The 21,653-nt window shown below is 47.6% G+C and carries 22 protein-coding genes; 21 read left to right on the top strand and 1 reads right to left on the bottom strand.

The window, feature by feature from the left end; all coding sequences use genetic code 11:
• Positions 1 to 60 precede the first annotated feature (60 nt).
• From fliE to glnB, 17 genes are all read left to right on the top strand, one after another.
• Positions 61 to 393: a flagellar hook-basal body complex protein FliE gene (gene fliE / locus BM359_RS12045; protein ID WP_054490644.1), complete on the top strand. Its 333-nt coding sequence runs from the start codon at positions 61 to 63 to the stop codon at positions 391 to 393.
• Between the two features lie 47 nt (positions 394 to 440).
• Positions 441 to 2,132: a flagellar basal-body MS-ring/collar protein FliF gene (gene fliF, locus BM359_RS12040; protein ID WP_174507671.1), complete on the top strand. Its 1,692-nt coding sequence runs from the start codon at positions 441 to 443 to the stop codon at positions 2,130 to 2,132.
• Positions 2,125 to 3,171, top strand: a complete 1,047-nt coding sequence (gene fliG / locus BM359_RS12035) for a flagellar motor switch protein FliG (RefSeq protein WP_054490648.1) — start codon at positions 2,125 to 2,127, stop codon at positions 3,169 to 3,171. Before fliF ends, fliG begins: the two co-directional genes overlap by 8 nt.
• 14 nt (positions 3,172 to 3,185) lie before the next feature.
• Positions 3,186 to 3,935, top strand: coding sequence for a flagellar assembly protein FliH (fliH, locus tag BM359_RS12030; RefSeq protein ID WP_054490650.1), 750 nt, complete (start codon positions 3,186 to 3,188; stop codon positions 3,933 to 3,935).
• Positions 3,936 to 3,938: 3 nt separating this feature from the next.
• Positions 3,939 to 5,294 carry a flagellar protein export ATPase FliI gene (gene fliI, locus BM359_RS12025; RefSeq protein WP_054490652.1) on the top strand — a complete coding sequence of 452 codons (1,356 nt, stop codon included), beginning with the start codon at positions 3,939 to 3,941 and terminating at the stop codon, positions 5,292 to 5,294.
• A gap of 3 nt (positions 5,295 to 5,297) precedes the next feature.
• Entirely contained in the window at positions 5,298 to 5,741 is a 444-nt protein-coding gene (fliJ, locus tag BM359_RS12020) for a flagellar export protein FliJ (RefSeq protein WP_054490654.1), read from the top strand.
• A gap of 78 nt (positions 5,742 to 5,819) precedes the next feature.
• Complete coding sequence (locus tag BM359_RS12015; protein ID WP_054490656.1) at positions 5,820 to 7,562, top strand: flagellar hook-length control protein FliK; 1,743 nt, start codon at positions 5,820 to 5,822, stop codon at positions 7,560 to 7,562.
• 68 nt (positions 7,563 to 7,630) lie between these two features.
• Complete coding sequence (fliL, locus tag BM359_RS12010; RefSeq protein ID WP_054490658.1) at positions 7,631 to 8,170, top strand: flagellar basal body-associated protein FliL; 540 nt, start codon at positions 7,631 to 7,633, stop codon at positions 8,168 to 8,170.
• A gap of 16 nt (positions 8,171 to 8,186) precedes the next feature.
• Complete coding sequence (fliM, locus tag BM359_RS12005) at positions 8,187 to 9,251, top strand: flagellar motor switch protein FliM (RefSeq protein WP_054490690.1); 1,065 nt, start codon at positions 8,187 to 8,189, stop codon at positions 9,249 to 9,251.
• 31 nt (positions 9,252 to 9,282) lie between these two features.
• Entirely contained in the window at positions 9,283 to 9,738 is a 456-nt protein-coding gene (fliN, locus tag BM359_RS12000; protein WP_054490660.1) for a flagellar motor switch protein FliN, read from the top strand.
• Complete coding sequence (gene fliO, locus BM359_RS11995) at positions 9,713 to 10,069, top strand: flagellar biosynthetic protein FliO (protein ID WP_233399236.1); 357 nt, start codon at positions 9,713 to 9,715, stop codon at positions 10,067 to 10,069. Before fliN ends, fliO begins: the two co-directional genes overlap by 26 nt.
• Positions 10,066 to 10,812, top strand: coding sequence for a flagellar type III secretion system pore protein FliP (gene fliP / locus BM359_RS11990; protein ID WP_054490664.1), 747 nt, complete (start codon positions 10,066 to 10,068; stop codon positions 10,810 to 10,812). The genes fliO and fliP overlap by 4 nt, the downstream gene beginning before the upstream one ends.
• A gap of 8 nt (positions 10,813 to 10,820) precedes the next feature.
• On the top strand, positions 10,821 to 11,090 hold the full coding sequence (fliQ, locus tag BM359_RS11985; protein ID WP_054490666.1) for a flagellar biosynthesis protein FliQ: 270 nt from the start codon (positions 10,821 to 10,823) through the stop codon (positions 11,088 to 11,090).
• The gene (gene fliR / locus BM359_RS11980) at positions 11,090 to 11,875 is read left to right on the top strand and encodes a flagellar biosynthetic protein FliR (RefSeq protein WP_054490668.1); all 786 of its coding nucleotides are present in this window, start codon (positions 11,090 to 11,092) and stop codon (positions 11,873 to 11,875) included. Before fliQ ends, fliR begins: the two co-directional genes overlap by 1 nt.
• Before the next feature lie 30 nt (positions 11,876 to 11,905).
• A complete protein-coding gene (gene flhB, locus BM359_RS11975) occupies positions 11,906 to 13,033 on the top strand; it encodes a flagellar biosynthesis protein FlhB (protein WP_054490670.1) in 1,128 nt (375 codons plus the stop codon).
• 88 nt (positions 13,034 to 13,121) lie between these two features.
• Positions 13,122 to 14,753, top strand: coding sequence for an NAD+ synthase (locus BM359_RS11970; RefSeq protein ID WP_054490672.1), 1,632 nt, complete (start codon positions 13,122 to 13,124; stop codon positions 14,751 to 14,753).
• Between the two features lie 10 nt (positions 14,754 to 14,763).
• Positions 14,764 to 15,102 (top strand): nitrogen regulatory protein P-II, encoded by a 339-nt coding sequence (gene glnB / locus BM359_RS11965; RefSeq protein ID WP_054490674.1) that lies wholly within the window; start codon positions 14,764 to 14,766, stop codon positions 15,100 to 15,102.
• A 27-nt stretch (positions 15,103 to 15,129) separates the two neighbouring features.
• Here glnB and BM359_RS11960 read toward each other — a convergent pair whose 3' ends face one another.
• Positions 15,130 to 15,900, bottom strand: coding sequence for an outer membrane protein assembly factor BamD (locus tag BM359_RS11960; RefSeq protein WP_054490676.1), 771 nt, complete (start codon positions 15,898 to 15,900; stop codon positions 15,130 to 15,132).
• Positions 15,901 to 16,011: 111 nt separating this feature from the next.
• Between BM359_RS11960 and rluD the strand changes: the two genes are divergently transcribed.
• The 4 genes from rluD to pssA all read left to right on the top strand — a co-directional run bounded on the left by rluD (position 16,012) and on the right by pssA (position 21,233).
• Entirely contained in the window at positions 16,012 to 16,980 is a 969-nt protein-coding gene (gene rluD, locus BM359_RS11955) for a 23S rRNA pseudouridine(1911/1915/1917) synthase RluD (protein WP_054490692.1), read from the top strand.
• A complete protein-coding gene (gene pgeF, locus BM359_RS11950) occupies positions 16,952 to 17,671 on the top strand; it encodes a peptidoglycan editing factor PgeF (protein ID WP_234972501.1) in 720 nt (239 codons plus the stop codon). The genes rluD and pgeF overlap by 29 nt, the downstream gene beginning before the upstream one ends.
• A gap of 72 nt (positions 17,672 to 17,743) precedes the next feature.
• Positions 17,744 to 20,317: an ATP-dependent chaperone ClpB gene (gene clpB, locus BM359_RS11945; protein ID WP_054490678.1), complete on the top strand. Its 2,574-nt coding sequence runs from the start codon at positions 17,744 to 17,746 to the stop codon at positions 20,315 to 20,317.
• Between the two features lie 88 nt (positions 20,318 to 20,405).
• Positions 20,406 to 21,233: a CDP-diacylglycerol--serine O-phosphatidyltransferase gene (gene pssA / locus BM359_RS11940; protein ID WP_054490680.1), complete on the top strand. Its 828-nt coding sequence runs from the start codon at positions 20,406 to 20,408 to the stop codon at positions 21,231 to 21,233.
• Positions 21,234 to 21,653 lie beyond the last annotated feature (420 nt).

Genomic DNA, 21,653 nt, shown 5'->3' with positions numbered 1-21,653 from the left:
ATTTTGCTTGCATAGTTAACCTTAAATAGAGTCAGTGATGAATTTTTGACGGGGTTAATTATGAAAGTGGAAGCAAACGCACTTTACCAACAGTTACAGTCTATGGCGACGCAGGCTTCTCAGCGTGACCAGCCTGCGAATGTGAACGCCCTGCAAGGCAATACTGCTCAGGCAGACTTTTCCAATATGCTGAAAAATGCAATGGATAACGTTAACGAACTGCAACAAACCTCAGGCGATTTAAAAACCCGCATGGAGCTCGGTGACCCGAATGTCACGCTGGAGCAAACCATGATTGCCAGCCAAAAAGCCGGCATCGCGTTTGAGGCAACTGTTCAGGTACGCAACAAAGTGGTTGATGCGTACAAAGAAATTATGTCAATGCCGGTATAACCGCAGCAGCACTGGAGATATGAGTCGTGGCTGAATCAACAGACTTAATGGTACAAGACACCGATTTACCTGAGAGCAACAGATCAGGTAATGATGACGGTGGCGAAAAGACCGGCATTATGACCATGCTGGGTAACTTTGACATGCTGCGCCAGGTCATTGTGGTATTGGCTCTGGCAATTTGTGTGGCCATTGCTGTATTCATTATGTTGTGGGCGCAGGAGTCAACCTACCGTCCGCTGGGTCAGATGGAAACCGAGGAGTTGATCAGCACACTGGATTATATGGATGCCAATGGTATTGAATACCAGGTTGAAGGTAGTACGGTTTCAGTACCGGAAGAAAGCTACGACGCTATTAAGCTGCAACTGACCCGTGCGGGTGTTGATTACGGTAACTCGACCAATAACGGCTCTGAAATTTTGATGAGCGAGCCGGGCTTTGGTGTTAGCCAGCGTCTTGAGCGTGAGCGCCTGATACATTCCCGTGAAGTACAGCTGGCTCGTGCTATTGAAGAAATTAAGAAAGTTTCCGGGGCTCGGGTATTGCTTGCTGTGCCAAAGGAAAACGTTTTTGCCCGCCGTGAAAAACAACCGAAAGCATCTGTAATGCTGAACGTACGCGGTGGTACCTCGTTAAGCGAAGAAGAGGTAGCCTCTATTGTCGATATGGTTGCATCCTCTGTGACCGGGTTAAATACAGAACATGTTACCGTAACTGACCAGGCCGGCCGTTTGCTGAACTCAGGCTCACAAAGTGCGCTGGCCGCAAAAAGCTCGCGCGAGTATCAAATTGAACAGAAACGCGAAAAAGAATACTTGGAAAAAATAGACAGCATTTTGATTCCTGTGCTGGGCTATGACAATTATACCGCACAGGTTGATGTGACCATGGACTTCACTCAGCGTGAAGAAACTCAGCGTCAGTTTAACCCCGACATGCCGGCAATTCGCAGTGAAATGACGGTCGAGAACCGCTCTGTCGGCAGCGCAATTGGTGGTATTCCTGGTGCATTGACTAATCAGCCGCCACTTGACTCTGACATTCCGGAAGAAGCTGGAGCAGGGGCCGCAGGTGGAGGCGGTAATGGTAGTACCCACCGTGAAGCGACACGAAATTACGAGCTTGATAACTCGGTAACTTATACCCGTAACCAAACTGGCACCATTAAGCGTTTGAGTGTTTCCGTTGCGGTTAACCACGAAGCGGTAGCTGGAGAAGCGGGTGAAGGCGAAACCCAGTCGCGCAGTGCCGAAGAAATGGCGAATATTCGTCGCTTGCTTCAAGGTGGTTTGGGGTTTGATATTAACCGTGGCGACAGTATTGAAGTTGTTTCAGTACCTTTTGCACAACTGCCTGATTTAGGTGCCGGAGAAACGCCGGTATGGGAAGAGCCATGGTTCTGGCGTGCTTTCCGTCTGGTAATGGGTGCTTTGGTTATTATGGTATTGATTCTGGCAGTGGTTCGTCCAATGCTGAAGAAGCTGATGAATCCTGAATCTGGTGTTGAAGACGATGCTGAAGCGTTTCTTGATGAGGAATCGATGGGCGATGAAACCATTGATCTGTTATCCTCACAATTTGATGAGAGTGCGGTAGGGTTCGGTGCGGATGGCAGCCTGCAATTACCGGATCTGCACAAAGATGAAGACTTGCTGAAAGCGGTAAGGGCGTTGGTTGCCAATGAGCCTGAACTGTCGTCACAAGTGGTTAAAGCGTGGTTGAACGAAGATGCCTAATCAAGATATAAAAACCAAGCGCAGTAAGGTCGAGTTTGACGTAGATACTTTAGAAGGTGTCGAGAAAGCGGCGATTTTGTTACTGAGCCTGTCCGAAGAAGACGCTGCCCAGATATTGAAGCACCTGGAACCTAAGCAGGTTCAGAAAGTGGGTATGGCCATGGCGAGCCTGGAAGACTTTAATCAGGACAAAGTTAATGCCGTGCATCATCTCTTCCTGGAAGAAATTCAGAAGTTCACCAATATTGGCTTCAAGAGCGAAGAGTTTGTGCGTAAAGCACTGACCTCGGCTCTGGGTGAAGACAAAGCCGGCAATCTGATTGAGCAGATTGTCATGGGCGGTGGCTCAAAAGGTCTGGACTCATTGAAGTGGATGGACTCCAAACAGGTTGCGACGATTATTCGTAATGAGCACCCGCAAATTCAGACCATTGTTCTGTCTTATCTTGACCCTGAGCAAAGTGCCGAAATTATGGCGCAGTTCCCGGACAAAGTGCGTCTGGACTTAATGATGCGTATTGCCAACTTAGAAGAAGTTCAACCGGCTGCATTGCAGGAACTGAACGAAATTATGGAAAAACAGTTTGCCGGTCAGGCTGGTGCTCAGGCTGCGAAGATGGGCGGCCTGAAGGCAGCAGCAAATATCATGAACTACCTGGATACCAATATCGAAGGTCAGTTGATGGACTCTATCCGCGAGCAGGACGAAGAAATGAGCCAGAACATTCAGGACCTGATGTTTGTGTTCGAGAACCTGGTGGATGTCGACGACCGTGGTATTCAGACCTTGCTGCGTGAAGTTGAAGGCGAAGTTCTGCAAAAAGCAATGAAAGGTGCAGACGAAGCGGTTCAGGAAAAAATCTTTAAGAACATGTCAAAACGTGCCGGCGACATGCTGCGTGATGACCTTGAAGCCATGGGCCCCATTCGTATTAGCGATGTAGAAGCGGCGCAGAAAGACATTCTTGCTGCGGCCCGTCGTCTGGCTGACGCTGGTGAAATTATGCTTGGCGGCGGTGGCGGTGACGAATTCTTATAAGGGCTTAACGCATAATGACCGATGATAAAGACGTAACACATCGTTGGGATTTACCTGACATGACATCTGAAGAGCTCAAACAGGGCTCTCAGGTGAATGCGTTAAATAAACCCCGCCGCTGGCAATATGAGCCACCTGAAGCCGATGACGAGCAAGAGGAAGAGCTGAAGCCTCTGACTGCTGAACAGTTGGAGGAAATTCGTCAGGCAGCGCGCGAAGAAGGCCACAAAGAAGGTTTTGATGAAGGCCGCAGTGAGGGCCTGAAGAAAGGCTATGACGAGGGCTACGAAGCGGGTAAAAAAGAAGGCTTTGAAGCGGGTCATGAGCAGGGCGTTGAAGCTGGCAAAGAAGCCATGAACGAGCAGCAGCAACAGCTGGAGACTCTTTTACAAAGCTTATCCCACCCCAACGAGCGTATTACCGAAGCGGTGCAGGATGAACTGGTTGAAATGGTCACCGAGCTGACAAGAGTCATCTGTCTGAATGTTGCCGAAAACTCTAAGGAGTTGGTTGTTAATGCGGTACGAGAGGCGATAGCGGTTCTGCCGGTCACCGATCAGCGTGTCATTATTCACTTAAATGAAGAAGACTTAGCATTACTGCAGAACGTCTACAGCGAAGACGAGCTTAAGGAAAAGGGCTGGTTACTGAATAAAGATGAATTACTGGAGCGTGGCGGCTGCCGCGTGACGACCGAAAGCTCCACTATTGATTACACCCTGAGCAGTCGTATGGAAGATGTCTTCTCCAAAGTAAAAGGTTAACCCATGAGTGCTTCTGAACGCCTGGTTGAACAGTTACGCAAAAAGCGGGAGCGCATTCAGAAACCGTCCGTTGCGGTATCGGGCTATTTAACTCGTGTCGTTGGTTTGATGTTCGAAGCCGTTGGTTGCCGGGCTCCGGTCGGTTCGAGTGTTGCCGTAGAAGCTGACAGCGGTGATATTGAAGCCGAAGTTGTTGGTTTTGAAGGTAATATCAGTTACCTGATGCCAACCGAAGATGCCCACGGCGTCATACCAGGCGCCAGAGTCCGTCCGTTAAACCGAAAAAACCAATTACCGTTGGGTATGGAGCTGTTGGGACGAGTTATCGATGCCCGCGGTGAACCTCTGGATGGTAAAGGTCCTATCTTCTCTGATGGTAAGACTTACCGCAGCAAACCAATGAACCCGTTGAATCGTCGTCAGGTTAAACAACCTCTGGATGTGGGGGTTACCGCAATCAATGCGTGTTTAACCGTGGGCCAGGGCCAGCGAATGGGCTTGTTTGCCGGTAGTGGTGTCGGTAAGAGTGTGCTGCTGGGCATGATGACGCGGGGAACCACGGCCGACGTCATTGTTGTTGGTCTGATTGGTGAACGTGGCCGCGAAGTAAAAGAGTTTATTGAAGAAATTTTAGGTGAAGAAGGGCGAGAGAAAGCTGTGGTTATTGCGGCACCGGCTGACCAGTCGCCCCTGATTCGTTTGCGAGGGTGCGAAACCGCGTCTCAGGTTGCGGAGTATTTCCGTGATCAGGGTTTGAACGTTTTGCTGTTGATGGATTCGTTGACCCGTTACGCCATGGCACAGCGTGAAATTGCATTGGCTGTTGGCGAACCACCGGCGACAAAAGGTTATCCGCCTTCTGTTTTTGCTAAGTTGCCGGCACTGGTTGAGCGAGCGGGTAATGGTGGTGACGGGCAAGGTTCGGTTACTGCCTTTTATACGGTCTTAACCGAAGGTGACGACTTACAGGATCCTATTGCGGATTCTGCACGGGCAATATTGGACGGACACATTGTGTTAAACCGCGAATTGGCGGACAGCGGTCACTATCCGGCAATAGATGTTGAAGCCTCTATTAGTCGTGTTATGCCGCAAGTGGTTTCAGAAGAGCATATGCAACAGGCCATTAAGGTCAGGCAGTGGTATTCGCATTATCGGCGCAATCGTGACTTGATCTCTATTGGCGCTTATACGCGTGGAAGCGACCCGGCTATTGATCAGGCTATTGCTATGCAGCCGCGCGTGAATCAGTTTTTACAACAAAAGATGCAACAGGTTGTCAGCTACGATGAGAGCTTGTTGTTGCTTAACCAATTAGTAAATCCAAATCAAAAGCAGCAGTCAGCCGGAGGCGCTTAAATTATGGCCGAGTTGGCGCAGTTGCAGATGCTACTGGAGTTAGAACAAAGACGTGAAGATAAGGCTGCTCAGGATTTCGCACAGGTTCAGCAACAGGTGCAGGAACAACAGATGCGCCTGGATGGTATGTCAAAATACCGACTCGACTATTTAAATCAACTGCAAGAGCGCGGGCAAGGCGGTATTGCTTCTATCCAGGTGGGTCAGTACCACGCCTTTGTCGGCAAGCTGGATGAAGGTGTTGAACAGTTGCATCACGAGGTCGTGAAGTTGCAACAGGTACTGCAACAACGAAAAGAACGTTGGCTGGCGCAAAGGCGTAAGCGTGAGTCAGTTGATTTTTTAATTAAGGAACGCAGAAAGCGCGAACAAATAGCCCAGGCGCGGAAAGAGCAAAAAAACCTGGATGACTTCAGTAGTCAGCGTTTTATCCGTGACAGAAAATAGTTGGAACAAAAATTGCTTGGTTATTGATGAGAAAATTAAGCAAAGCGTGAATAAGCACTTAATTCAGGAAAAAATACTATGCAACAGCTGCTCAACTTAACCGAATCTGCCGATAACTTTGCCCGTATGGGTAAAGGGAAAGGGCTATCAGTGAAAAACGCTGAAGGCGAAAGCAGTGAGTTCTCTCGTTTGATGATCAAGCAAAATTCCGGCGATAAAGAGCTGCAACAATTGGCCGCCAAATTAGAAGCCCACCAGGCTGCCAACGGCGATTCTAAAGGTCGTGAAATTGACCGTAAAAATGTCGGTGAGCCAGTTACCCGAAACCTATGGGAACTGTTGCAACAAATGCAGCAGGAAACCGCGGATATTAAAGTTGAAGGCAAGGCGGCTGTCATTGGTGAAATTGACGTTGAGCCCGACAGCGGCGAACTGGAATTAAGTGATGAAGAACTGTCAAAAATGTTGCAGTCTTTGCTAGCTAAGCTTGATAAAGCGAGTGCCGACGGTGAAAGTAGCGAGACTGTAATGACGGATGCGGAGCGGCAGAAGTTTGCCGATCAATTGCTGGCCGGCATGACGGATAAAGACAAGCAAGCGTTACAGTCAAAATTGCAGCAGATGATACAAGCCGTTGAGCAAGGTGAAAATGCCGGTGAAGCGGTAGAAGATGCGGGTAAGTTCATTGTTAACTTAATGGAGCCTATGTTACCAGAAGCCGATGCGGATAAGTTATTGGTCGGTAATGAAAGGGCGCTGACTCAGGCGTTGAACCAGGCGGCCGAGCAAGCTATTGCACAGCAGTCTGTGGATAAGGGAGCAACCAAGCCGCAAAGCTCGGAAGAGTTGCTTACCCTATTGAAGCAGTTAGAGCAGCAGGTTTCGGCACAAAAGTCGAAAGGCGAAAATAGTGAACTGAGCCTGGCGGAACAGAAAAAATTACAGCAGTTTACCGCTGAGCTACGTCAGCTTTTAGCCGGTCAGAATAATGACACTGATAAGTTCCAGGTGTTGAGCAAAGAGCAGGCGGCCAAAGCAGAACAGCTTTTGGCAGAAGTACGACAATTATTAAAAGGCCGCACCGGGCATAGTGAAAAAGTATCGGAACCGATCATTACAGCAACTAACGGCAAAGTAGGAAAAGAAAAGACTGAGGCTGGCGATACCGCTATTAAGGGTAATGAGAGCAAACAGTCTGCGGGCAAAGCCGATGGTTTAGCCAACGCAGTGGATGTCGATACTAAGTTGCCTGATTCAGCGCAACAGAGTCAGGTGTTCAGAAACAACACTGATGCTTTAGCGGATGCTAACGCGGCCCGCGCAATACAAGGTCAGATGGTGTCTACGACACAAGGTACTGTAGCGGCTAACGAATCGAGTCAAAGTAATACTTTGCAGGCTCTGCAGCGTCCTCTGGACTTGCAGCAGACAGAAGCATCGCAAAAATTGCAGGAGCGCATCAACATTATGATGAGCCGCAATATTCAGCGAGCTGATATACGTCTGGATCCGCCCGAGCTTGGCAGTGTTCAGATTCGGGTTAATATGAGTGGTGAACAGGCTTCGGTGCAGTTTCAGGTGCAAAGTGCACAAGCCAAAGATGCAATAGAAACGGCAATGCCGCGTCTGCGTGAGATGTTAGAACAACAGGGCATCGACTTAGCCGACACTCAGGTGGGTGAACAAAGTAAAGAAGGCGAACGCACTGCCGGTGGCCAGGGTGGCTCAGCTGAAGAGTCAGAAGACTGGGCCGTAGAGGGCGAAATTGCTTTGGATGAAGGTAGAGTTCTTGCCGACGGGCAGGTCGATTTCTATGTTTGAAACGGTATAACTAAAGCAACGATCAAGCTATAGTAACTGTTATTAGACAGTGACACAGGACATAACGCATGGCAGAAGATAAAAACGATAACGAAGAAGAACAAACCGAAGAAAAAGCTGGCGGCAAAAAGAAGAAATTAATACTGTCCGGCATTATCGGTATTGTTTTAATCGTGACTGTCGTGCTCGTTCTCTGGTTATTTGGCGGTTCGTCGTCTTCTTCGGATGAACCGGCGACAAGTGGAAGTGGCTCGCCAGCGCCGTCTTCGTCGTCGCGACCGGAAGTCGGTAATGCGCTCTATGTGGGCATGCCCAGAGCGTTTGTCTTTATTGTTCCGGGCGACTCACGTGAACGAACCGTGCAAATTAAAGCACAACTTATGGTTCGCGGTGAGGAAAATGAAGAACTGGCGAAAAAACATATTCCGCTCATTGAAGGAACCTTGCACGAGGTATTTTCTTCGTCAACGGCGGACAGATTAAAGACAGCCGAGGGTAAAGGTCAGCTGCGTGAGTTAGCACTCACTGAAGTGCGCTCTGCGCTTGAAGAAGTGACCGGGAAGTCGGTTGTGGAACAGGTTTTATTTACCAGCTTGGTAATGCAATAAGTGAGCTATTATGGCGGTGAGTGACTTACTATCTCAAGACGAAATTGACGCGCTGTTGCATGGCGTCGATGACGTTGAGGAAGAGGATACAGAGAAACAGTCCGCTTCTGCGGATGCGCTCGATTATGACTTTTCATCGCAAGATAGAATTGTCCGTGGTCGTATGCCAACGCTGGAAATTGTTAATGAGCGTTTTGCCCGTCATATGCGGGTCAGCTTATTTAACATGATGCGGCGCACAGCAGAAGTGTCGATTAACGGCGTCCAGATGATTAAATTTGGTGAGTACGTGCATACCTTGTTCGTACCAACCAGTTTAAACATGGTGCGTTTTCGTCCGTTAAAAGGGACGGCGCTAATTACCATGGAAGCGCGGTTAGTCTTTATTCTGGTGGATAACTTTTTTGGTGGTGACGGACGTTACCACGCAAAAATTGAAGGACGTGAATTTACGCCTACGGAACGCCGCATTATTCAAATGTTGCTCAAGCTTGTCTTTGAAGACTACAAAGAAGCCTGGGCTCCGGTTATGGATGTGGGCTTTGAGTATTTAGACTCGGAAGTTAACCCGGCCATGGCAAACATAGTGAGCCCGACCGAGGTTATTGTCATTAGCTCTTTCCATATTGAGCTGGATGGCGGCGGTGGTGACTTCCATATTGCTTTGCCTTATTCAATGCTGGAACCGATTCGCGAGCTGCTGGATGCTGGTGTGCAGTCGGATAAAGAAGACACCGATATGCGCTGGAGTAAGGCACTGCGTGACGAAATTATGGATGTTCCGGTAGAAATGATTGCCAAACTGGCGCAAACCGAAATGTCCTTGCGAGAAGTGATGGAGCTGCGGGAAGGGGATGTTATTCCACTTGAGTTACCGGATGATTTAACCGTGCTCATTGAGGACTTACCGACCTTCCACGCAAAAATGGGGCGTTCAAGAGACAACGTTGCTCTGAAAATTTCAGAGAAAATTAAACGTCCTGAAACCGTTAAGTCTGATATTCATATGTTGACGCGTGGTGGTCGCCGCATAGGTGGTGACGCCGAGCTGCAACAGTTAGAAGAAGACATTGATTTATAATAATTGCTGCTTGAGAAAGTGAGGTTGCAACATGAGTAACGATGATAAAGATATGGATGACTGGGAAGCAGCAATGGCTGAACAGGCAGCTGCTGAAGACGAAGAAGGCGGCGAATCTGAAGCGAGTGAAGATGGCGGAAAAGCGTCAAGTCATTCGGGTATGGATAACGTGCAAACCGCCGAGTTGGAAGAGCTTAGTGAAGATAAGCCTGTAACCGAAGAAGAAAAACGCAAGCTGGATGCGATTCTTGATATTCCGGTCACGATTTCAATGGAAGTTGGCCGTAGCCAAATCAGCATTCGTAATTTGCTGCAATTGAACCAGGGCTCTGTGGTTGAGCTTGAACGTGTTGCCGGTGAACCATTAGACGTACTGGTTAATGGCACCTTGATAGCACACGGCGAGGTGGTTGTTGTTAATGATAAATTCGGGATACGCTTAACCGATGTTATTAGTCAGATTGAACGTATTCGTAAGCTTCGCTAGTTTGCTGCTTATTCCTTCTGCAGCATACGCTCAGACAGAAGAGAAAGCCGGCATTATCTCGGGCAATGACATAGGCGCCATGGTTTTGGCGCTTTTTGCCGTTTTGGCGGTGATAGTTGTGTTGGCTTCGCTTTTAAAGCGCTTTAACCTGAAGTTTCAGGGCGCGTCTGGTATGAAAGTATTGAGTAGCGTATCTTTAGGAACAAAAGAGCGGTTAGTGATTGTTGAAGTGGGTGGACAAAAACTGTTGCTTGGTGTTACCCAACAACGCATAGACTGTTTAAAAGAACTCCCGAGCGATATCAACCTGGAAGGAAAAGAAGAACAATGAACCGCTGGTTGTGGCTTAGTATTTTAACCCTTTTGTGTTTGCTGCCGGATCAGGCATTTGCCTGGCAGGATATTTCCGCCGTTACGGTGAAAACAAATCCGGATGGAAGTGAAGAGTATTCCGTAACCCTGCAAATTCTGGCAATAATGACGGCACTGACCTTCATTCCTGCCATGGTCATCATGATGACGTCGTTTACCCGAATTATTATTGTTCTGGCCATTTTGCGTCAGGCAATTGGTCTGCAGCAATCGCCTTCTAATCAGGTGTTGCTGGGTATCGCGTTATTTCTCAGCTTTTTTATTATGACGCCGGTACTGAACGAAATAAACGACAAAGCGCTGCAACCGTACTTAAATGAAGAGATACAGTCGATGGAGGCTGTCGACAGAGCGAAGGCTCCAATAAAGGCCTTTATGCTGGCGCAGACGCGGTTAACGGATTTAGAAACTTTTGTAGAAATTTCGGGCACAGAAGGTGTGGAAGAGCCGGAGGATGTGCCCATGTCGGTACTTATTCCGTCTTTTATTACCTCCGAGCTAAAAACGGCCTTTCAAATAGGTTTCATGCTCTTTATTCCGTTTTTGATTATTGACCTGGTGGTTGCCAGTGTTCTCATGGCCATGGGTATGATGATGTTGTCCCCCATGATTGTTTCGCTACCCTTCAAGCTCATGTTGTTTGTGCTGGTTGATGGCTGGAGTTTAACCATGAGTACCCTGGCCGGAAGTTTCGGGGTCTAGGAGGCACTATGTCACCAGAAATGTTTCTCGACATTTTCCAGGAAGCCTTAAAGACAATTGTCATTATGGTGGCTTTTATTATCGTGCCGGGCCTGTTGGTTGGTCTGGTGGTCGCCGTTTTCCAGGCGGCTACGTCAATTAACGAACAAACATTAAGTTTTTTACCGCGCCTATTAGTCACTCTTGCGGTTATTGGCCTTGGTGGGCATTTTCTGACAGAGACGGTGATGGACTTCACCATAGAGATGTTTAACCGGATACCCGAAGTGGTCGGCTGATGGATCTGGTAACCTCCGTTGTGCTCGAGTGGTTGGAGCAGCACCTGTGGCCTTTGACCCGGGTGTCTTCAATGATAATGAGCATGGCGCTTTTCTCCGGCACCATTGTTAATTCCCGTATTAAGATCTTCTTATCTTTAGCTATTATTCTTGCTGTATCGCCGGCACTGCCGGAGGTTGATGCCGGTGTTGAAATGATGTCGGTCGGCGGCTTTGTGGTAACGGCTCAACAAGTTGTTATTGGTGTTGCCCTGGGCTTGCTCTCTATTCTATTTCTGCAGACCTTTGTTTTAGGTGGACAGATCATTGCGATGCAGATTGGCCTGGGCTTTGCGTCTATGGTCGACCCCACCAACGGGCAGCAAGTACCGGTTATTGCACAATTCTTTTTAATGCTGGCAAGTTTGGTGTTTCTGGCATTCGACGGTCACCTGCTAATGATTCATATGGTGGTTGCCAGTTTTGATGCAATACCCGTTGGTATGACAGGACTCGATGCCGATGCTTTATTTGCTGTGGCCGAATGGGGCGTTTATATGTTCTCTGCTGCGTTAACGGCAATGTTGTCCGGAGTCATTGCCCTGCTTTTAATTAACCTGAGCTTTGGTGTTATGACTCGCGCCGCACCGCAATTGAACATATTTGCGATTGGTTTCCCTATAACCATGGTCAGTGGTTTGGTGGTTGTGTGGTTGACTATGGGCGGTTTTATCTTTCATTTCGAGAATCAGTGGGCTCGGGTTGTGCAGACCATGTGTGAAATACTGGGTAGTCAATGCGCTTAAATCGACTTTTGCTGACAAAGGGCAATAAGCATGGCTGAAACTGATCAGGAACGTACTGAAGACCCCACGGAGCGACGAAAACAGCAGGCCCGTGAAAAAGGGCAAATTGCTCGTTCAAAGGAGATGGGAACAGCCTTTGTATTGGTCAGCGCAGCGGTCGCTTTCTTTTGGTTTGGCGGTGCGCTGTATCGGGCCGTGCGGAATGTGTTTGAGACCATGTTCACCATTGACCGACAACAGGCCTTTGATACCACTAAAATCTATGAGGCATTCGCTGTTTCTTTTGGCGAGATCCTATGGCCCATTCTGAGCATTTTTGCCTTTATTGTTGTCTTTACCTTCCTCGGAAACAGTTGGCTTGGCGGCATTAACTTCTCCGCTCAGGCAATGGCACCCAAGTTCAACCGAATGAGTCCGCTTAACGGTTTTAAGCGCATGTTTGGTGTTCAGGCGTTGGTGGAGTTGGTCAAAGCTATTGCCAAGTTTATGGTGGTCGCGGTTTCCGCATATTTCTTATTAAAGTGGCAGTTTGTCGACATATTGCAGATGTCTATGGGGCAAATGCCAACTATGGTTGGCAATGCGCTGGATACGCTGCTCTGGATGTTTTTACTGCTGTGTTGCTCAATGTTTTTAATTGTCGTTATTGATGCGCCGTTCCAACTCTGGAAGCATAATAAAGACTTAAAAATGAGTAAGCAGGAAGTCAAAGACGAACATAAAGACACCGAAGGGAGCCCCGAAGTTAAAGGTCGTATTCGCCGTTTGCAGATGGAAATGGCTAACCGCCGTATGATGCAGGAAGTTCCGAAGGCTGATGTTGTGGTTACCAACCCGACGCACTATGCGGTCGCGTTAAAATATGAAGACGGAGGCGCTCAGGCGCCAGTCTTGCTGGCAAAAGGAACCGATGAAACGGCAGCAAAAATCCGGGAAATTGCACTGGAATATGAAATTCCTCTGGTCGCTTCACCGGGGCTTGCTCGTTCAATTTATCACACCACGGAACTTGAAAAGGAAATTCCCAAAGGTCTGTTTATTGCTGTGGCGCAAATTCTGGCTTATGTCTATCAGTTACGAATGTTTAAGCAAGGTCAGGCTAAGCGCCCTAAGAAGCCACCAACCGATAAAGACATTCCGGATGACCTGCGCTATTAATCCATCATTTGCGCGTTGGGGCGGGCTGCTATATCATTCCGCCCCATTCGGGCCGATATCGGCAATGGCAAATTTGGACTGAGCAGTTATGGCAAAACTTTCATTGTGCATGGCACAGCTGGACTTTACGGTTGGCGCCATTCACAACAACACCGCCTTAATTCTTAAAACTTTACGTGAACAGGGCGAGCAACACGACATTATTGTCTTTCCTGAGCTGGCTATTACGGGTTATCCGCCAGAGGACTTACTGTTCCGCGAAGACTTACATCAGGCTGTCGACAATGCGGTTGAGCAAATCAGTGCAGCGGCGTCTGAATGCGTTGTCATTGTTGGTCATCCTCAGGCTATAGGTGGTGAGCTATTTAATGCGATGTCGGTTTTACATCGTGGTGAATGCTTGTTGCGCTACTTTAAACAACGCCTGCCGAATTATGGTGTTTTCGATGAGCAGCGCTACTTTATTCCTGGCCATCAGAGTCAGGTATTCGAATGGCAGGGTGTTCGTATTGGCCTGCAAATTTGTGAGGATCTATGGCATCCACAACCGTTACAGCAATTGCTGGATGACGATATCGATCTTGTGCTGTCAATTAATGCTTCACCTTACGAGCTTAACAAGCACGAACAACGTCTGGGCGTACTGAAACAGCGTGTTGCCGAAACCGGTAAGCCCATTTTATACCTGAATAATTGCGGCGCTCAGGATGAGCTTGTCTTTGACGGTCATTCTTTGGTTATCGACGCAGAAGGTAATCTGGTGGCTGAGTTGCCACATTGCCAAATGACTACAGCAACCGTGGTTTACGAAAATAACCAGGTTGTCTGTAACGGATTTGAAGCTCAGGCTGAGCAGAATGACCTGGCTCACGTATACGATGCGTTGGTGTTAGCGGTGCGTGATTACGTCACTAAAAATGGTTTTTCCGGAGTGGCTCTGGGCTTGTCGGGCGGTATTGATTCAGCACTAACCCTGGCAATTGCCAGCGACGCTTTAGGTGCCGATAAAGTTCATGCTGTAATGATGCCGTTTCGTTATACCTCGGATATGAGTCTGGAAGACGCAGAGCAGCAGGCGAAAACGCTGGGTGTTCGTTATGATGCGGTGCCGATTGAACCTATGTTTGACGAGTTTATGAATCAACTGTCGCCGTTATTCGGTGAAACGGAACCCGACACGACAGAAGAAAACTTACAATCGCGTTGCCGCGGCGTATTGCTTATGGCCTTGTCGAATAAGACCGGTTCGCTTGTGTTAGCAACGGGCAATAAAAGTGAAATGGCTGTCGGTTATGCAACTTTATACGGCGATATGTGCGGCGGATTTGCGCCAATTAAAGACATTCCGAAATTACTGGTTTATCAATTGGCTGAGTTCAGAAATAGTCGCGGCTCGTGTATCCCACAACGTGTCATCGACAGACCTCCTTCGGCTGAATTAGCACCAGACCAGGTCGATTCTGATTCTCTACCCGACTATAGCGATTTAGATCGCATTCTGGCATTGTATGTAGAGAGGGACTGGTCGGTAACCGACATTGTTGCGGCAGGGTTTGCAGAAGATGATGTGCGTCGGGTTATTCGTTTAGTGGATCTGAACGAATATAAACGCAGACAATCTGCAGTTGGCCCTAAAGTAACGCCTCGTAATTTTGGTAAAGATCGTCGTTACCCTATTACCAGTCACTATCGCCATGAATTACAGCGACAAGGTCAATAGGACAACACTGATGAAAAAAGTTGAAGCCATTATTAAACCGTTTAAATTGGACGATGTGCGTGAAGCGCTGTCTGAGGTTGGAATTGCTGGTATGACGGTATCAGAGGTAAAAGGCTTTGGTCGTCAAAAAGGTCACACCGAGCTTTATCGGGGCGCTGAGTATATGGTCGATTTCCTGCCCAAAGTAAAACTGGAAGTTGTCGTTGCCGACAGCGAAGTTGAGCGTTGTATTGAGGCGATAATGGAAACGGCTCAGACCGGTAAAATTGGTGATGGCAAAATTTTTATTACCGATATTGAACGGGTTATTCGTATTCGTACCGGAGAGGAAAACGAAGACGCGGTATAAATTACCGCGTCGACTGAATAGTTAAAATTAGCGAGCTGAAACTAACTGATTATTAGGGAAGTTAGCTCGCAATACCTTCATTGCGTCTTCACGTAATTCAGGCAATTCAAGCTGATCGTAACTTTCTACCATAATGGCTAATGCGTTTTCTACTTCCGGTGTGTCCGAGAAGTGTTCTAATACATAACGTCCACGGTTAGCTGCTGCTAAATAAGCCTGACGCTCCATATAGTATTGCGCAATTGCCAGTTCTTTCTTAGCTAAACGGCTTTTTAATGCAATTAAACGTTGTTTAGCGTCTGCTGCGTATCCACTGTCCGGATATTTGCGGATGAGTTCAGCAAAATCTTTAAACGCTTCCTGAGCCATTGAAGAGTCACGATCGGAACGATCAACACCTGCGAGTTCGTGTATCGCATTATGTTCCGCTCTCTGGTTTACCAGCCCACGCATATAAAGTGCGTAATCCACATCTTTATGGTTTGGGTTAAGACTAATAAAGCGATCGATAGCGGCCAGGGCTTCGTCAGTATTATCTAACTTGTAGTGTAGATAGATAAGATCTAACTGAATTTGATGAGCGAAAGGACCAAAAGGATAACGGCGATTAAGGTTTGACAATTGTTCTTGTGCCAAATTTAAGTTGCCGTTGGACATGCTCTCCTGAGCCTGGTCATACATAGCTTCTATTTGTGTTTTTGACACCTGTTCTTCTTCTGATTGACTTGAGCAACCAGCTAACATTAACCCCAGAACCGATGATAAAACGACGCTTCGGCCTAACTTATTACTAAACATATTATGAAGGATTCCCTTTATTTTTTTGGCGCTGCACCGGCAAACCGTTACACTAGCATATTCTTGCATTCTAACGCAGCCGTAAAGGCTTTGACAGTCGAAACCCAATATATGAACAAAAGCATTGAATTAGAAGCCATTGTTACCGAGTCTCTGGCTGGAAAAAGATTAGACCAGGCACTTGCAGAGTTGTTCCCCGACTACTCCCGGTCAAGGCTAAAAAGCTGGATAACCGATGGAAAAGTGACCGTTGATACAAAAGTTATCGAAAAACCGCGAGAAAAAGTGGTTGCCGGTAGCTTAGTTGCTGTGGACGCTGAAATTGAGAGTGAAGAGCGGCATGAAGCACAACTGGTAGAACTGGACATCGTATATGAAGACGAGGACATTCTTGTTATCAACAAACCTGCCGGGCTGGTTGTTCACCCCGGAGCCGGTGCACCTGACAGAACCCTATTAAACGGTTTGCTACACTATGCTCCGCAACTCGACCTCGTGCCACGAGCGGGAATTATTCATCGTTTAGACAAAGATACCACCGGGTTAATGGTGGTAGCGCGTAATGTACCGGCGCAGACTCAATTAGTGTCAATGATGCAGGCCCGGGAAATCACCCGTGAGTACGAGGCTGTTTGTAATGGCGTTATGACAGCGGGTGGTATGGTTGATGAGCCTATTGGACGTCATCCGACGAAACGCACACATATGGCAGTTGTGCAGTCTGGGAAACCGGCGGTTACTCATTATCGTGTGTTGGACCGTTATAGAGCACATACCTTATTGCGCTTGCGTTTAGAGTCCGGCCGAACTCACCAAATTCGCGTGCATATGGCGCACATTCGGCACCCCTTGGTCGGTGATTTAACCTACGGTGGTCGCCCGCGTCCGCCCAAACAGGCTGAAGATCGTCTATTGCAAACCTTGCGAGGGTTTAATCGCCAGGCGCTACATGCGGCATCGCTGGGCTTGCACCACCCAATTACCGGGGACTGGCTGGAGTTTAATGTTCCGCGCCCTAAAGATTTTCAATATTTGATTGAAGAGTTGCGAGTTGATAACGAACGCTTTAAATCGGCATGAAGCCATTTTAACGCCGGACTGGGAACTGCCGCCGAACGTTCATGCGGCAGTGACAACCAGAGAGTTTGGCAATTTAGCGGTTCATGTGGGAGATGACCCGGCTGCTGTTCTGCTGCGTCGCCGGCAACTGCAACGTTCACTTAGGCTACCAACCGCAGTTACCTGGCTGCAGCAACAGCATACCAATAAGGTTTTGGATTGGCCTTTTAAATCAGCGGTTGCTGATGCCGCTTACAGCAGTTCACCTCAGAGCGTCTGCGCTGTGCTAACCGCAGACTGTCTGCCTATTCTTTGTTGTTCAGATGACGGAAAAGAAATTGCAGCCGTGCACGCCGGGTGGCGTGGTTTAGCCGACGGAGTATTACAAAATGCTCTGGCAAGCTTTAAAGCACCGGCGGCTAACATTCGAATTTGGATAGGACCGTCTATCGGCGCTTCGGCCTTTGAAGTCGGAGATGACGTACGAGATGCTTTTGTTGCTCGCGATTCATCTAATGCGGAATACTTTCTTTCTCACTCTGGTAAATGGTTAGCCGATTTAACCTCAATTGCAGAGGCCGAGTGTTTACGCACGGGAGTCAAAAATATTACCCAAAGTGCCGAATGCACTGTCCGCAATAACACAAGCTGGTACTCGTGGCGTAAGGAGAAAGCTGCAGCAAGGTTTGCGTCAATTATTTGGCGAAATTAATTTTAATCACTTGAAAATGCGCAAAAAGTACCCACATTTAACTTAACGAAAGAATTAAGTGAGGAAGTACCGATGCGACACGATAAATTTACCAGTAAGTTTCAGATGGCAATTGCTGATGCTCAGTCAATTGCTCTGGGACGTGACCATCAATTCATAGAACCCGTCCATTTAATGCAGGCACTGTTGGATCAAAATGGTGGCTCAGTGCGCCCTTTATTTACGATGCTGGGCGTGGACATTCCCCAGTTCAGAGCAAATCTGTCGAAATCTCTGGATGCCTTACCTCAGGTTGAAGGCACCGGTGGTGACGTTCAGTTATCGCAAAACACAGCTCAACTTTTGAATCTTTGCGATAAATACGCGCAGAAACGAAATGATTCGTACATTTCGTCGGAACTGTTTTTGCTGGCTGCAACGGAAGATAAAGGCAAGCTGGGCGATATTTTTCGTCAGCAGGGAATAAAACGTGATGCGCTGGAAAAAGCCATTAACGACATTCGCGATGGTGAAAAAGTGGATGACCCCAATGCCGAAGATAAACGCCAGGCGCTGGACAAGTACACCATAGATTTAACCGAACGTGCGGAGCAGGGCAAGCTAGACCCTGTTATTGGCCGTGATGAAGAAATTCGCCGGACGATTCAGGTATTGCAGCGCCGCACAAAAAACAACCCGGTTCTTATAGGTGAGCCAGGTGTTGGTAAAACCGCCATTGTAGAAGGACTGGCACAGCGCATCGTTAACGGTGAAGTACCTGAAGGCTTAAAGCATAAACGGGTATTGTCTCTGGACTTGGGCGCGTTATTAGCGGGCGCAAAATTCCGTGGTGAGTTTGAAGAGCGACTCAAAGCTTTATTAACCGAGCTTTCTAAAGAAGAAGGCCGCATCATTTTGTTCATTGACGAGATGCACACTATGGTTGGTGCAGGTAAAGCGGACGGTGCGATGGATGCCGGCAACATGTTGAAGCCTGCCCTGGCTCGTGGAGAACTGCACTGTGTTGGCGCTACTACGCTGGATGAATACCGCCAGTATATTGAAAAAGATGCGGCACTTGAACGACGCTTCCAGAAAGTTTTGGTGGAAGAACCGAACGTGGAAGACACCATTGCTATTTTACGTGGTTTGAAAGAGCGCTACGAACTACACCATTCGGTAGAAATTACAGACCCGGCCATTGTGGCCGCGGCGTCTTTATCGCATCGCTATATCAGTGACCGTAAACTGCCGGATAAGGCTATCGACTTAATTGACGAGGCGGCATCAAGTATTCGTATGCAAATCGACTCTAAGCCGGAAGATTTGGATCGTCTGGAGCGCCGGATTATTCAGTTGAAGCTTGAACGTCAGGCGTTGCAGAAAGAAAAAGATGATGCCAGCAAGAAACGTCTGGAAATTCTGCACGGCGAGCTTGATGAACAAGAACGTAAATACGAAGAACTGGAAGAGATCTGGAATACTGAGAAAGCGGCGGTACAAGGTACCCAGCATATTAAAGCTCAGTTAGAACAGGCTCGTACCGATATGGATATTGCTCGTCGCGCCGGTGACTTAAACCGTATGTCTGAACTTCAGTATGGTCGTATTCCTGAACTGGAGCGACAGCTGGATTTAGCCTTACAGGCTGAAATGCAGGATATGAGCTTGCTCAAAAACCGTGTTACCGAAGAAGAAATTGCTGACGTATTGTCACGCTGGACGGGTATTCCGGTTAACAGAATGCTCGAAGGCGAGCGCGAAAAGCTGTTGCACATGGAAGAGCAAATCCACAGTCGGGTAGTGGGTCAGAATGAAGCCGTAGATGCGGTTTCCAATGCGATTCGTCGTTCACGCGCAGGGCTTGGGGATCCAAACCGTCCTATTGGTTCATTCTTATTCCTTGGTCCAACCGGTGTGGGTAAAACTGAATTATCTAAGGCTTTAGCTAACTTCATGTTTGATACTGACCATGCGATGGTACGTATTGATATGTCCGAGTTTATGGAGAAGCATTCGGTTGCTCGCCTGGTTGGTGCGCCTCCTGGCTATGTTGGCTACGAAGAAGGTGGCTACTTAACCGAAGCCGTGCGGCGTAAACCCTATTCGGTAATTTTGCTCGACGAAATTGAGAAGGCTCACCCAGATGTCTTTAATGTCTTATTGCAGGTATTGGACGATGGCCGCCTAACCGATGGGCAGGGGCGTACGGTCGATTTCAAAAACACCGTTATTATTATGACCTCTAACCTTGGCTCCGATTTAATTCAGGAGCATGCCAAAGAGCATACTTATGAGCAGATGAAGGCTGAGGTAATGGAAGTGCTGGCGCATCATTTCCGTCCGGAGTTCATTAACCGTGTGGATGAAACCGTTGTTTTCCATCCTCTTGGAGAAAGTGAAATTCGCTCTATTGCGCAGTTCCAGTTGCAGCTTCTTTATAAGCGCCTGGAAGAAAAAGAGTATCAGCTTGAGTTGGATGATGACGCTTTATCTCACCTTGCTAGAACTGGGTTCGATCCTGTGTTCGGGGCACGCCCTCTTAAACGTGCAATTCAGCATGAGCTGGAAAACCCGTTAGCGCAAAAAATCTTGTCAGGGGAACTTGAGCCTGCTAAACCGATCAAAGTAAGTGTTGAAAATGAGCGGTTAGTGATCACGCAATAACCACACAGAGCTTCGGGCATTTCCTGTTCGAAGCCCTAATGTGATAACCTGACTACTTTCATATTAGTGACTAAAGAGTGTTTTATACATGAGTAATGACAGCTCAAATGCCAGTGGTAAGAGCCGCGGTATCTATTTATTGCCAAACTTGTTTACAACTGCAGGCCTGTTTTCGGGCTTCTATGCCATAGTTGCGTCAATGAACGATCGCTTTATAGAGGCGGCTGTAGCAATTTTTATCGCAATGGTTTTTGATGGGCTGGACGGTCGGGTTGCAAGAATGACCAATACAGAGAGCGATTTCGGTGCTGAATTCGACAGTATGGCCGATATTGTATCCTTTGGTATGGCACCTGCTTTGGTTATGTACAACTATGCCTTGGCTGATCTCGGAAAAATTGGCTGGTTAGCGGCATTTATTTTTGTGGCTGGTGGTGCATTACGCCTGGCGCGCTTTAATACAAACTTAGGTTCTTCCGATAAAAAGTTCTTTCAGGGGCTGGCTATACCCAGCGCTGCAGCAATCGTTGCCGGTTTAGTCTGGGTTGGTTCTGAATACGGTGTTGAAGGGAGCGATATAGCAGGCTTCGCTGCTGTTGTTACCATTTGTGCCGGCCTATTGATGGTAACCAACTTCCGTTACCACTCTTTTAAAGACGTTGACTGGAAAGGTAAAGTTTCATTTTTAGTCATACTGGTCATTGTACTGGCTTTCGTGATTGTTGCGACGCAACCATCATTAGTGCTGTTCTCTATATTCTTTTTATATGCTTTGTCAGGCCCGGTATTAACCATAAAGAATGTGAAGAAATTGAAGTTGGGCCATGTCGTTGGTGATGACGACGACGATGACGCAGACTTTAATGACAATAAAGAGACCAAAAAAGAAACAGAAAAGACTGAGAAAGAAGATTAAAACACCAAATTGGTGAACTTCTGAGCAAACGATCAAAGTGGTCCGAAAAAGATCTTGAAAGGCTCAGAGAGATCACTATAATTCGCCGCCGTTGTCATGAGTTATCCGGAAGGGATTCAGGCAACGGCGTTTTGTTTCAGCCGGGCTGAAAAAAGCCGCTAAAAAGTGGTTGACGAAACGACTGGGAAGTGTAGAATACGCCTCCCTGCTTCGAAAGAAGCAACGCTCTTTAACAATACTATCAAGCCAAGCAAACTGTGTGGGCACTTGCAGAAGTAAGCAAACAGAAATATTTGTATTGCAACTTTTGAATGAGTGTTCAGCAAAGTTTCATTATGAAGCTAAGCAAAAACGCGTAATTCATTGAGTTGATTGAACTACTTTTAATTGAAGAGTTTGATCATGGCTCAGATTGAACGC

Origin of the sequence: Idiomarina abyssalis, from assembly GCF_900116625.1 — a bacterium.
Taxonomy (GTDB): Bacteria; Pseudomonadota; Gammaproteobacteria; order Enterobacterales; family Alteromonadaceae; genus Idiomarina; species Idiomarina abyssalis.
Note: the sequence above shows the minus strand (reverse complement) of the source record. Positions and strands in the feature narration are given on the sequence as shown.